Annotated in this window: 14 protein-coding genes and 1 riboswitch; of the genes, 12 read left to right on the top strand and 2 right to left on the bottom strand. The window is 56.9% G+C overall.

What is annotated here, in order from left to right; translation table 11 throughout:
* Window positions 1–32: 32 nt before the first annotated feature.
* The 12 genes from miaB to OAN307_RS19855 all read left to right on the top strand — a co-directional run bounded on the left by miaB (window position 33) and on the right by OAN307_RS19855 (window position 10,997).
* Window positions 33–1,295, top strand: a complete 1,263-nt coding sequence (miaB, locus tag OAN307_RS19910; protein WP_015501336.1) for a tRNA (N6-isopentenyl adenosine(37)-C2)-methylthiotransferase MiaB — start codon at window positions 33–35, stop codon at window positions 1,293–1,295.
* Between the two features lie 258 nt (window positions 1,296–1,553).
* Window positions 1,554–2,102, top strand: coding sequence for an OmpA family protein (locus tag OAN307_RS19905; protein WP_245540904.1), 549 nt, complete (start codon window positions 1,554–1,556; stop codon window positions 2,100–2,102).
* Between the two features lie 12 nt (window positions 2,103–2,114).
* Window positions 2,115–2,423, top strand: coding sequence for a hypothetical protein (locus OAN307_RS19900; RefSeq protein ID WP_015501334.1), 309 nt, complete (start codon window positions 2,115–2,117; stop codon window positions 2,421–2,423).
* A 142-nt stretch (window positions 2,424–2,565) separates the two neighbouring features.
* The gene (locus OAN307_RS19895; protein WP_015501333.1) at window positions 2,566–3,582 is read left to right on the top strand and encodes a PhoH family protein; all 1,017 of its coding nucleotides are present in this window, start codon (window positions 2,566–2,568) and stop codon (window positions 3,580–3,582) included.
* Window positions 3,579–4,064, top strand: coding sequence for an rRNA maturation RNase YbeY (ybeY, locus tag OAN307_RS19890; RefSeq protein ID WP_015501332.1), 486 nt, complete (start codon window positions 3,579–3,581; stop codon window positions 4,062–4,064). The genes OAN307_RS19895 and ybeY overlap by 4 nt, the downstream gene beginning before the upstream one ends.
* 50 nt (window positions 4,065–4,114) lie before the next feature.
* Entirely contained in the window at window positions 4,115–4,999 is an 885-nt protein-coding gene (locus OAN307_RS19885; protein ID WP_015501331.1) for a hemolysin family protein, read from the top strand.
* Between the two features lie 7 nt (window positions 5,000–5,006).
* Window positions 5,007–6,551: an apolipoprotein N-acyltransferase gene (gene lnt, locus OAN307_RS19880; protein WP_144055642.1), complete on the top strand. Its 1,545-nt coding sequence runs from the start codon at window positions 5,007–5,009 to the stop codon at window positions 6,549–6,551.
* A 15-nt stretch (window positions 6,552–6,566) separates the two neighbouring features.
* Window positions 6,567–6,615: riboswitch (SAM-SAH riboswitch) on the top strand.
* A gap of 5 nt (window positions 6,616–6,620) precedes the next feature.
* On the top strand, window positions 6,621–7,802 hold the full coding sequence (metK, locus tag OAN307_RS19875) for a methionine adenosyltransferase (RefSeq protein ID WP_015501329.1): 1,182 nt from the start codon (window positions 6,621–6,623) through the stop codon (window positions 7,800–7,802).
* 62 nt (window positions 7,803–7,864) lie between these two features.
* The gene (gene trmB / locus OAN307_RS19870; protein WP_015501328.1) at window positions 7,865–8,554 is read left to right on the top strand and encodes a tRNA (guanine(46)-N(7))-methyltransferase TrmB; all 690 of its coding nucleotides are present in this window, start codon (window positions 7,865–7,867) and stop codon (window positions 8,552–8,554) included.
* Between the two features lie 96 nt (window positions 8,555–8,650).
* Complete coding sequence (gene aroA / locus OAN307_RS19865) at window positions 8,651–10,003, top strand: 3-phosphoshikimate 1-carboxyvinyltransferase (RefSeq protein ID WP_015501327.1); 1,353 nt, start codon at window positions 8,651–8,653, stop codon at window positions 10,001–10,003.
* Window positions 10,000–10,383, top strand: coding sequence for a hypothetical protein (locus OAN307_RS19860; RefSeq protein WP_015501326.1), 384 nt, complete (start codon window positions 10,000–10,002; stop codon window positions 10,381–10,383). The genes aroA and OAN307_RS19860 overlap by 4 nt, the downstream gene beginning before the upstream one ends.
* On the top strand, window positions 10,380–10,997 hold the full coding sequence (locus tag OAN307_RS19855; protein ID WP_015501325.1) for a (d)CMP kinase: 618 nt from the start codon (window positions 10,380–10,382) through the stop codon (window positions 10,995–10,997). The genes OAN307_RS19860 and OAN307_RS19855 overlap by 4 nt, the downstream gene beginning before the upstream one ends.
* Before the next feature lie 160 nt (window positions 10,998–11,157).
* Here OAN307_RS19855 and OAN307_RS19850 read toward each other — a convergent pair whose 3' ends face one another.
* The gene (locus tag OAN307_RS19850) at window positions 11,158–11,805 is read right to left on the bottom strand and encodes a histidine phosphatase family protein (protein ID WP_015501324.1); all 648 of its coding nucleotides are present in this window, start codon (window positions 11,803–11,805) and stop codon (window positions 11,158–11,160) included.
* Window positions 11,805–12,452: a hypothetical protein gene (locus tag OAN307_RS19845; RefSeq protein ID WP_015501323.1), complete on the bottom strand. Its 648-nt coding sequence runs from the start codon at window positions 12,450–12,452 to the stop codon at window positions 11,805–11,807. Before OAN307_RS19845 ends, OAN307_RS19850 begins: the two co-directional genes overlap by 1 nt.
* Window positions 12,453–12,508 lie beyond the last annotated feature (56 nt).

Below are 12,508 nucleotides of genomic sequence, written 5' to 3'. Positions count from 1 at the left end.
AAAAGCTGTTTATCAAAACCTACGGCTGCCAAATGAACGTCTATGATAGTGAACGTATGGCCGAAAGTCTTGGCACACAGGGTTATGTGACCACGGACGTGGCAGCGGACGCAGATATGATCCTGTTGAACACCTGTCATATTCGCGAAAAAGCCGCAGAAAAAGTTTATTCGGAACTGGGGCGGTTAAAGCCGCTGAAGGCCAACAAACCAGATTTGAAGATCGGTGTTACGGGATGCGTCGCGCAGGCTGAGGGGGCTGAAATTATGCGCCGTCAGCCAATGGTTGATCTGGTCGTCGGCCCGCAAAGCTATCACCGGTTGCCGAGCATGGAACAGGCCGTGGCGCGCGGGGAAAAGGCGTTGGACACCGATTTTCCCGAGGATGACAAGTTCGAAACGCTGAAATCACGTTCCAAAGCAAAGCGCGGCCCATGCGCGTTTTTGACGGTGCAAGAAGGCTGCGACAAATTCTGTGCGTTCTGCGTGGTGCCCTATACCCGTGGATCCGAGGTCAGCCGCCCTGCGGATCGCATCATCCGCGAGGCGCAAGAACTGGTTGAGACTGGCGTGCGTGAAATCACGTTGCTGGGTCAAAACGTCAACGCCTATCATGGACACGCAGGTGGATTGGCAGGTTTGATCTGGGACCTTGATAAGGTCGACGGGCTGGAACGCATCCGGTTCACCACAAGCCACCCCAACGACATGGATGACGCATTGATCGAAGCGCACGGCACCTGTGACAAGCTGATGCCGTACCTGCATTTGCCAGTGCAATCAGGGTCCGACAAAGTGCTTAAGGCGATGAACCGCAAGCATACGCGCGATCAGTATTTTGTGCTGATCGAACGGATTCGCGCAGCGCGCCCTGATTTGTTGTTGTCGGGCGATTTCATCGTTGGTTTCCCGGGTGAAACCGAGGCTGATTTCGAGGACACTATGGATTTGGTGCGCACCGTTGGCTACGGGCAGGCCTATTCGTTCAAATATTCCACCCGCCCCGGAACGCCCGCAGCGGAACGTGCACAGGTCGACGAGGACGTGAAGCTGGACCGTTTGCATCGTCTTCAAGCGCTGCTTGGGGATCAGCAACGCGAGATTCAGACGTCGATGATTGGGCGCACGGTGAAGGTGCTGTTCGAAAAGAAGGGCCGAGAGTCAGGGCAGATGATTGGTAAATCCGAATACCTGCACGCCGTCTTTGCCGACACGACGGACGTGGAAGTTGGCGATTTGCGTGACGTTCGGATCGTGAAATCCGAGAGAAACTCGCTTGGCGGCGAAATCTGCTGATAACAAATTTTGGGTGAACTTAACCTTCTAAGCGGTTGACGATTTTGGCTATTATGACTTGTCTACTTGACAATCACCACTAATTCCCCAGCTTTGTTGCCGAATTGGGCACAATATATGGTGTTTTTGGCTTCCAATATGTCTAAAGTTCGCTAATCATGGTTACATAAAGTGATTAAAGTTCTTGTGGGGGGCACCCAGAGTGTCAATTGTTTGGGACAGACAGAGGAAGAGGCTGTGGTGACGATGAAAAATAAAATGGACAAAACAGTGCTGACGGGGCTTGCCGCCGCGTTCGCAGGCGCGCTGATGATGGCGACACCTGCATCTGCACAACAGACAATCACCGGCCAAAGCTATGAGCCGACCATTTGGGTTGACCCTGATGGGTGTACCCACTGGGTGATGGATGATGGTGCCGAGGGCTACATGTCGCCGCGCCGTAATCGTGATGGATCGCCGATATGTATGCGCAGCCAGATTTGTGGTGTGATCCCGACGGACACGTTGTTCGCGAACGATGAGGATCGGATTGCGAATTCTGATAAACAGCGTTTGATGGCATTTTTCCAGCAAGCGGATGCATTCGGGTTCCTGATTTATGGGCACACGGACAGCAACGCGTCTGACGAATACAATATTGACCTGTCCAACCGCCGCGCCAGCATGGTCGCAGGGGTTGCACAGGATGCAGGCACACGGGTCGTTGATATCCGTGGTTTTGGTGAACGTCGTCCGGCCGCAACCAACGCCACCCAAGATGGCCGTGCGCAAAACCGTCGCGTTGAAGTTTATTGCATTCGTTAAGGAGCAAAAAAGATGAAAATACTTAAAATTACTGCTCTGACGGTCATGGGCCTGACAATATCAGGCTGTACCGGCGGTCAGCGCACCGGGTCCGAACGTTGGGTCGACTCTGGTTTTGATTCCAAGAGCCTGACACAACTCGTTGCCGGCATCTGGGTCGACCCGAACGGGTGTGACCACTGGATGATTGATGATGGTCTTGAAGGCTACCTTTCGGAACGTTTGACACCAGATGGCCGGCCGGTATGTTCGGGCGTCGCGCCACCTTCCACGGTTGTTGGCCCATTCCAAGCCGGTTCGGCCGTTCCAGATATCCTTTGATTTTGGACTATTAAATTGAAAGGGGTCGCAGCATTGTCTGCGGCCCCTTTTTCTTTGTCCGCACCCCACTACCTTCATTGAAACCTTGCGCGTAACCCGCTGACGCGCCACGATTGAGCAAACCAAAACACCGGAGATTTATTTGGCCACCACGACAACACCCCCGACCGCATACGAACTGGACGCAGCACCTGTGGTGCTCGATTTTTCGGATAATTTTCTTTTGATCGACCTGTGCGGAGAGCATGACCGCAACCTTGCCGACGTAGAATTGAAGCTTGGCGTGCAGATTGTGCGGCGGGGAAATCATCTGTCCATTCACGGTGACCTCGAAGCGACCAAAGAGGCGGGTGAGGTTTTGACGGCGTTGTATGAACGCCTTGAAGCGGGCCGCGCGGTCGAGCCCGGTGATATCGACCGAGAGGTCCGCATGGGCGCCTCCGAAAAGGGGACGGGCACGCCTGTCGGGGATCAGATGGATCTTGGTGTTGGCGATCGTATTGAGATCAAAACCCGCAAGAAGATGGTTGAGCCGCGCACCGCTGCGCAAAAGGTATATGTGCAATCGTTGTTCAAAAACGAACTGGCGTTCGGGATTGGCCCAGCCGGTACGGGCAAGACCTATCTGGCAGTCGCCGTCGGAGTGAACCTGTTCATTGGCGGGCATGTGGACAAGATTATCCTGTCGCGTCCAGCGGTTGAGGCGGGCGAAAAGCTTGGGTATTTGCCCGGTGATATGAAAGACAAAGTCGATCCGTATATGCAGCCGCTGTATGATGCGCTGGATGATTTTCTGCCGAAAAAGCAGATCGAAAAGCTGATCGAGGAAAAGAAGATCGAAATTGCGCCGCTGGCCTTTATGCGGGGTCGCACATTAAGCCACGCGTTTGTGGTGCTGGACGAGGCGCAGAACGCGACGACGATGCAAATGAAAATGTTCCTGACCCGTCTGGGCGAGGGGTCGCGCATGGTCATCACTGGCGATCGCACGCAGATAGATTTGCCGCGCGGCGTCACGTCTGGCCTTCGCGATGCTGAACGGTTGTTGTCGCATATCCCGAAGATTGATTTCAATTACTTCACGTCCAAGGACGTGGTGCGTCATCCGCTCGTGGCAGCGATTATCGAAGCCTATGAAGCGGATGAACCTGCGACGTGATTGTGGAGTGTGTGATTGAGGATGATCGCTGGCTCGGGCTTGCAACCTTGGCTGATCGCGCAGCGTTCGCGGCACTGTCGGGCGTCGGATTGGAGGCGTCGGCGTTTGAGATCAGCATGCTGGCGTGTGGCGACACCCGCATCAGCGCGCTGAACGCTGATTTTCGGCAAAAAGGCGCGGCGACCAATGTGTTGTCATGGCCGTCCAGCGAACGCGGCGCAGATGTTGACGGGGACATGCCGGTGCAGCCGCAGGTGCCGCAAGATACACAATTGGGTGATATCGCGATTTCTTATGACACAATCGCGCGGGAAGCCGCCCAGTCCGGCACGCCGTTGGTGGACCATGTGACGCATCTTATTGTGCACGGAACCCTTCATTTGTTGGGGTTTGACCACGTTCGTGATCTTGATGGTGCATTAATGGAAGGGTTGGAGACAGAAATCCTTGGTAAACTGGACATCCGTGACCCATATTTGTAACAACAGCTTCTTGGGCGCGCAACCTGCGGCCCTCTTTGGATACGGAGACGATGGGCGACACGACTGATGGATCTTCCAGTGCGGCGCAAAGCGCGCAGCCTGACACCGAAACCCCAATGAGTAAGCGCGGCTTTTTCGGCCGTATCGTCGCGGCGCTTACGCCCTCTGACACCCCTGTAGATGTGACCCCCGTGGTCGGATATACCCCGCGTGAAGCGCGCGGCATGATTAACCTGCGCCGCATGCGGGTTGAGGATGTGATGATCCCGAAGTCCGATATCGTGGCTGTCCCGGTGACGATCAGCCGCAATGATCTGGTTCAGGTGTTTCGCGACAATGGCATGACGCGACTGCCAGTTTTTGATGGCACGTTGGACACGCCGATCGGGTTTGTGAACCTAAAAGATTTTGCGTTGATGTACGGGTTCAACGGCAAATCAAAGACATTTAATCTACGCGATCTGTCACGCGAATTGCTGTTCGTGCCGCCGTCGATGCCGCTGGGTGTGTTGCTGCAAAAGATGCAAGCGGAACGGATTCACATGGCGCTGGTCATCGATGAATATGGTGGCACTGACGGGCTTGTGACGATTGAAGACCTGATCGAACAGGTCGTTGGCGAAATTGAGGACGAGCACGATACCGACGAAGATGCGCTTTGGGTGGAAGAAAAGCCTGGCGTTTATATGGTGGAATCTAAGACGCCGTTGGATGAGTTTGAGGCCGAGATCGGGATGGCCCTGACCGAACACCATGACATCGACGAGGAAGAAATCGACACGCTTGGCGGCTTGGTCTTTATGCTGGCGGGTCACGTGCCCGCGCGCGGTGAGGTTATCATGCACCCCGAAGGACCCGAGTTTGAGGTCGTAGAGGCTGATCCGCGCCGCATCAAACGGTTGCGCGTGCGCGTCGCCGGATCTGCAACCAGCTGAGGATGTCATGATGCTGCACCCCCGCGATCTGACCGCGCGGTTCGCAGCGTCGCCACGGGTTGTGCGGGCGTTGGTGCCGTTTGGGTTGGGCGCATTTGCAGCCCTTGGTCACGAGGCGTGGATGTCCGGGGTCTTGGCCGTCACCGCGGCACTGGTTCTGGCGTTTTTGATCGTTCCCAGCCATCGCCGTTCTGCTGCGTGGTTTGGCTGGCTGATTGGCCTAGGTTATTTCGCCGTGACACTGCGCTGGTTGGTTGAACCGTTCTTGGTGGACCCTGTTCGCCACGGCTGGATGGCACCCTTTGCGATCATATTGATGGCGGGGGGGCTGGCGCTGTTCTGGGCGCTGGCGTTCTGGCTGGCACGATGGATCGCGGGGCGTGGGGCGTCTGTGATGGTGTGGCTTGCGGTCACGCTTACGGCGATGGAACTTGCGCGCGGTCACGTGCTGAGCGGATTTCCGTGGGGGTTGCTGTCTTACACGCTGATTGGTGGCGCAGGCAGCGCCCTGTTTGCGAGCGTTGGTCCCTATGGGATGACTCTGTTGCTGGTCGCTGTCGCGGGGTCAATCGCCTATTGTCTGTCCGCCGGACGCTGGTTGACGTGTGCTGCACACGGGTTGGCGTTCATTGCTGTTCTTGGTGTGCTGATATGGTCTGCTATCGGGTCAATCGTAACGTCGCCGCTGCCAACAACGACCGTCCGTCTGATCCAGCCCAATGCGCCGCAACACCAAAAGTGGGACCGCGATTGGATGGCGGTGTTTTTTGATCGCGCCATTGAACAGACCGCCGCTGGGGACGCGCCAGATGTGGTGATCTGGCCAGAAACGTCGATCCCTGCGTTGTTGGATCACGCGCAGCCGTGGATTGAGCAGATGTCGATTGCCGCACGGGGTGCGCCAGTTGTGGCGGGTATTCAACGGCGCGAGGGGGATGATTATTTCAACTCGGCCATTCTGATCAAGGGGCCACAAACCGTAGCGGCGATTTCTGACAAATCCCATCTGGTGCCGTTTGGTGAATACATCCCGTTGGCGTGGCTGCTTGAACCGTTTGGCCTTGGGACGTTGGTTGAACGGGTCGCCGGGTTCAAGCCTGGGACCGGCGACGGGATGATGCAGATTGATGGGCTTGGGCTGGTACGTGTTTTGATCTGTTACGAGGGAATTTTCCCCGAAGAGATACAGCGTGGCGCGGTGCGGCCTGACGTGTTGTTGATTATCACAAACGATGCATGGTTCGGCAAAGGAGCGGGCCCGCGCCAACATTTGGTACAGGCGCAGGCGCGCGCGATTGAACAGGGCTTGCCGGTCATACGCGCGGCGAACACAGGTATTTCGGCGGTGATTTCACCAAGTGGGACGATCACGGCCAGCCTTGCGCTGAACGAGGCGGGCTATTTGGACGCTTCGGTGCCCAAACCATTGCCCGCAACACTGTATGCACGGATTGGCGATTGGCCACTGACAGTGTTGCTGATCGTCTGCATATTAGGGGGCGGGTTGGCGCGCCGACGCTTTAGCGTTGACCCAAAGCAGCGCCACGGGTAGCGGCGTGCTAAAGTAACTCGTCCGCAACGGCTTCCTGACGCGGATCGACATTTAAACTGGAGCAGTCCCATGGCACGTAACACCTACACATTCACCTCGGAATCCGTATCCGAGGGGCATCCCGATAAGGTATGCGACCGCATTTCTGACGCCGTTCTTGATGCGATGATTACAGTCGAACCAGAAGCCCGCGTCGCTGCGGAAACCTTTGCCACCACCAACCGCGTTATTATTGGCGGTGAGATCGGGTTGTCCGACCCGACCAAGCTGGCCAGCATGATGGGCGACATCGACCGCATCACGCGCGACTGCATTAAGGACATTGGCTACGAGCAGGACAAGTTCCATTGGAACACTGTCGACGTCACGAACCTGCTGCACGAACAATCCGCCCACATTGCCCAAGGTGTTGATGCATCGGGCAACAAAGACGAAGGTGCAGGCGATCAAGGCATCATGTTTGGATATGCAGTCACCGAGACGCCTGAATTGATGCCTGCCCCTGTGCATTACGCCCACGCGATTCTGCGGCGTTTGGCGGAAGTCCGCAAAAACGGTACGGAACCAACACTTGGCCCCGATGCAAAATCGCAGCTGTCTGTGCGCTACGAAAACAGCGTGCCCGTTGGTGTGTCATCTATCGTGCTGTCGACGCAGCACCTCGACGAAAACATGACCAGCGCCGACGTGCGGGCTGTGGTCGAACCCTATATTCGTGAGGTTTTGCCCGATGGATGGATCGATCTGGATACCGCGTGGCATGTGAACCCAACGGGTAAGTTTGTGATCGGCGGGCCGGATGGCGACGCGGGTTTGACAGGTCGCAAGATTATCGTTGATACCTATGGGGGCGCGGCGCCGCACGGTGGCGGTGCGTTTTCAGGCAAAGATCTGACGAAAGTTGACCGGTCTGCCGCCTACGTCGCGCGTTATCTGGCGAAAAACGTTGTGGCGGCTGGCATGGCGACCCGCTGCACATTGCAATTGTCCTATGCCATCGGCGTGGCCAAGCCGCTGTCGATCTATGTGGACACCCATGGCACCGGTGAGGTTGAGGCATCTGCGATTGAGATCGCAATCCCCAAGGTTATTGATCTAACCCCGCGCGGCATTCGCACGCATCTTCAACTGAACAAGCCAATTTACCAACGCACGGCGGCCTACGGCCACTTTGGCCGCGCACCAGAAGCGGATGGTGGATTTTCTTGGGAAGCAACCGATTTGGTCGAGGCATTGAAAAAAGCCGTCTGATGGTAGGTTGGCTGAGGATTTGCGCTGTTGAGACCTTGGCGGTGTGGGGCTAAAGGGCTGGCATGACCAATCCAGAACGCCCACACCGCAATTTCTATGGCCGCCGCAAAGGTAAGCACCTTAAGCAAAGTCATGAGGTCTATCTTGATGAGGATTTGGCGGCACTGTCGCCGGGTCTTGTGTCGTGGGAAGACAACCCTGCGCGTGATGATCTTGATCTTGGGGCGTTGTTTGCTGGTCGCGACACCTGGCTGGAAATCGGGTTTGGCGGTGGTGAACACGTTATTCATCAAGCGGGCGAAAATCCGCAGGTCGGGATCATCGGCTGTGAACCCTACATCAATGGTGTTGCGATGCTGCTGGGCAAAATCCGCAAAGCCAGCGTTGAGAACCTGAAAATCCACCCCGGTGATGTGCGCGACATGTTTGATGTGCTGTCTGAAGCGTCGATTTCCAAAGCGTTCCTATTGTATCCCGATCCATGGCCAAAGTCGCGCCATCATCGCCGTCGTTTTGTAACGCCTGAACATTTGGAACCACTGGCGCGGGTGTTGAAAACTGGTGCTGAATTCCGCGTTGCCACTGACATTCCCGACTATGTGCGCCAGACCTTGGAAGAAGTCCCCAACACTGGATTTGAATTGGTCAATCAGGGCGCGGAGCCGTGGGACGATTGGATTTCCACCCGCTATGAGCAAAAGGCCCTGCGCGAGGGCCGCACACCGCATTATCTGACGTTTTGCAGACTGTGAGTGCGGATTGAGTTGTATTTGTTAAGATGAAGCCGGGGCGTGGACCTTGTCACTGACGCAGTTTATCAAACGCCAACAGATTTAAAGGACTTTGACATGTCGAGCCACGGTGACCCAATTGTGATGACATCCCGCAAAGGTGGGCCTTTGCGCGGTGAGGCGTATGTGCCGGGGGATAAATCAATCTCGCACCGCGCGCTGATTTTGGGCGCGTTGGCGGTGGGTGAGACGAAAATCACTGGATTGTTGGAAGGCCAAGACGTGCTTGATACCGGCCGCGCGATGGAAGCGTTTGGCGCTGAGGTGATCAACCATGGTGGTGGCGAATGGTCAGTGCATGGCGTCGGAGTTGGTGGGTTCGCGGAACCTGAGAATGTCATTGATTGCGGCAATTCCGGCACCGGTGTGCGCCTGATTATGGGCGCGATGGCGACCTGCGACATAACTGTGACGTTCACCGGGGATGCGTCGTTGAACGGGCGGCCCATGGGGCGCGTGACTGATCCGTTGGCGTTGTTTGGTACGCAAGCAGTGGGGCGCGAAGGCGGGCGTTTGCCGATGACGATTGTGGGCGCGAAGCACGCTACTCCGGTGCGATATATGGTCCCTGTACCATCCGCGCAGGTGAAATCTGCGGTATTGCTGGCGGGGCTGAATGCACCGGGTGAAACAGTGGTGATTGAGAAAGAAGCGACGCGTGATCACACAGAGCGCATGTTGGTGGGTTTTGGCGCTGATTTGACAGTTGAGGACACGGATGAAGGTCGTGTGATCACGCTTGTTGGTCAGCCGGAATTGAAGCCGCAGACGATTATCGTGCCGCGCGATCCATCATCGGCGGCGTTTCCGGTTTGTGCGGCACTGCTTGCCGAAGGGTCGGACGTTTTGGTGCCCAATATCGGGCTGAACCCGACGCGCGCTGGGCTGTTTTACACGCTGCAGGACATGGGTGCGGACCTGACGTTTGAGAATATGCGGACCGAGGGCGGTGAGCCTGTCGCCGATCTGCGTGCGCGGTATTCGCCAAATATGCATGGAATTGAGGTGCCACCTGCGCGCGCCGCGTCGATGATTGATGAATATCCGGTGCTGTCGGTGGTCGCGGCATTCGCGAGCGGTCAGACCGTCATGCGCGGCGTTCGCGAATTGCGCGTTAAGGAAAGTGACCGCATTGATGCAATGGCAACGGGGCTTCGCGCTGCCGGTGTCACTGTCGATGAGGGCCCTGATTGGTGGATTGTTACGGGGCTTGGTTTTGGCAACGTAGCAGGCGGGATCACTGCGCAAAGCCGCTTGGATCACCGGATCGCGATGTCGTTTCTTGTGATGGGGCTGGCGACAAACGCGCCGATGTCGGTGGATGATGGTGGTCCGATTGCAACGTCGTTCCCGATTTTTGAGGGTCTGATGAAGGATCTTGGCGCGGGGATTGTGCGGAAGAATTCGTGATTGTTAGCTGGCGCAGATTGGTGGGATGGGCCGCGATTTTGGCCTGTCTGGTCATGGGCGTTGTGTTGTATGTTCGCGTGCTGCCGGGGGCAGATTGGTATTGGCCGCCAGATTTCCAACTGACAGGATATGACGCAAGCAGTATTGCGCCATTCCTTGACGCATTAATTGTTCCCGCGCGAGACAGCTATGCGCGGGTTCTTGCGCTGTATGGGCTGATTGATCTGGCTGACAACGCGGCCATTTTGCGCGTTCTGGACGCGGGTGATGGGTTGGACGGGTTTGTTGCGGCTGCGCATCATTTCACGATGGCGAAACTTGCGTCACTCTATCTGTGTGGATTGGTGCTCGTTGTTCATCTGAGGAGGTCTCAAACGTGAAAACGACGTCATTTACAGTTGCTATTGATGGGCCTGCGGCGGCGGGCAAGGGCACGATTTCCAAAGCGGTGGCGGCACATTTCGGGTTTGCGCATTTGGACACGGGGCTGTTGTACCGCGCGGTGGGAGCCAAGGTTTTGAATGGTATGGACCCGTTGATTGCGGCGAAAACGTTGGAAGCTGTTGATCTGGACAGCGAGGGTTTGCGAAACCCAGACGTGGCGCAGGCCGCGAGCCGTGTTGCGGTTAACGCGGACGTTCGCGCGGCTTTGGTCACGTTTCAGCGCCAGTTTGCGGCGCGGATCGGCGGGGCTGTGCTGGACGGGCGCGATATTGGCACGGTGATTTGCGAAGACGCCGATGTGAAGTTGTTCGTGACGGCGAGTTCGACCAAACGCGCGCAGCGGCGCATGGATGAATTGAACGCGAAGGGCTTGGGGTTGGCGTTTGGTGATGTGCTGGCGGATGTCGAGGCGCGTGACACGCGCGACCGCGACCGCGCGACAGCACCCTTGAAACCCGCAGACGATGCGGTGTTTTTGGACACCACTGATTTGACAGCGGACGAGGCGATCGCGCGCGCGATTGAATATGTAGCGGCTGTGAGGTCGTAAACCTTTACCGCGATGTGCTTTGTCGGTGTGGTTGTCCACCCGCTTGGCGCGCTGGAGCGTGAGGAGTTTTTGTCGGGTTTGGCACAGGTTTTTTGGGTGGCGATTCAAACGGGATTTATGACGATTTGTTTGGTGATCGGTTGAACCGCTGCTAAGACATCTAAAGGCGGGTTCGATGGTCCGTGAGCGCGGGTGGGTCAAGGTGTGGGATTGCGTTGAACGCCATCAGAAACATGCCCTCGGGTCGGATTGCAAAGCGGTGCACGGACGAGTTGTAGATTGGCAGCAAGATATGCGCCATCTGATGCGTACTAAGGCCAAGGGCCGCGCGCATGACCATGGAAATCACCCCGCCTGACGTCACACAGAGCGCACGCTTGCCGGGTTTTGCAGCCTCGGCCAATGCGGTTTGGATGCGGGATTCAAACGTGGCAAAGGGTTCCGCGCCGTTGATTGTGGCCTGTTCCCATGCCGCGAGGGTTTGGGGCATGTGGATTGCGAAATCCGCAGGGCCGTTTGGCGGGGCGACATCGTGGTGGAGCTGCATGTCGCGGACCAACGCAAAGTACTCCATTTCATTAAGCCGTTCGTCGAATTTTTCTGGGGCGTAGCCCATGCCCGCAGCAGTTTCGCGGTGGCGGCGCATGGTGCCGGACAGGACCAGATCGAAGGGGTCTTCATGGGCGCGCATCCAGTTGCCGAGCAATCTGGCTTGGGTATGGCCGAGGTCAGACAGGCGGTCGTAGTCTTCTTCTGTCGTTGCGCCGGAATTGGCTTGTCCGTGGCGAATAAGGGTCAGTTCGCCCATTAGTTTTCCTGTTCGGTTTGTTGGGCTAGGTTGGCCCAGATTTCGGCTAATCGGTCCACGTCGCATTCAACCAATATGGTAAAATCAATGTCGCTGGCCGTACAGTCGTCACCTGCAATTGTGAGGCGAAGCTGGGTGAGATCGCTGTCGGACATGGCAAGCACCGCGTCCAACCACAGGGTTGCGTGGATGCGGTGCAGGTCGCGGCATTCATCGCCTAGCAACCCACATGTGATTTCCGCGAAGACAGGCACGACGCCTTCGTCGATCATGATGTCGGACGCCACGGCGACGCAGTGGTTGTTCAGCAGCGGCGCGTTTTGCGGCCATGTTGCGATGTCCGTAGCGTCGCATCCTGTATCCACGGCAATGCGGGCGGCGACAGCAGGTAGGCCTTCGGCTTCGAACGGTGCTGCGCAGGCTGCTATGCTTTCGGGTTGGCATGTATAGACAGCCCAAGCGACGGCGCGTTTCAGGACGTAGGCCGCATTCAGGGCGTCGGCGCAGGTGGCCGCCAGATCGGGGGCTGTCGGGTCTGCGGTGCACAGATCAAAGGTTGCATCGTAGCTGAACATGGTTGGGCGCGTCGACCAGTCTGCGGCTGCAACCGATGGCATCAAGGCCAGAACTGCGAGGATTCGAAACATGGGCGGACCATGCCCCGCCTTTGGGGTGTGTGCAACGGACTGGTTGACCGCTCATA

The sequence above is a fragment of the Octadecabacter antarcticus 307 genome, from assembly GCF_000155675.2.
Taxonomy (GTDB): Bacteria; Pseudomonadota; Alphaproteobacteria; order Rhodobacterales; family Rhodobacteraceae; genus Octadecabacter; species Octadecabacter antarcticus.
The sequence above is the reverse complement of the archived record's forward strand: the minus strand, read 5'-3'. Positions and strand labels throughout refer to the sequence as shown.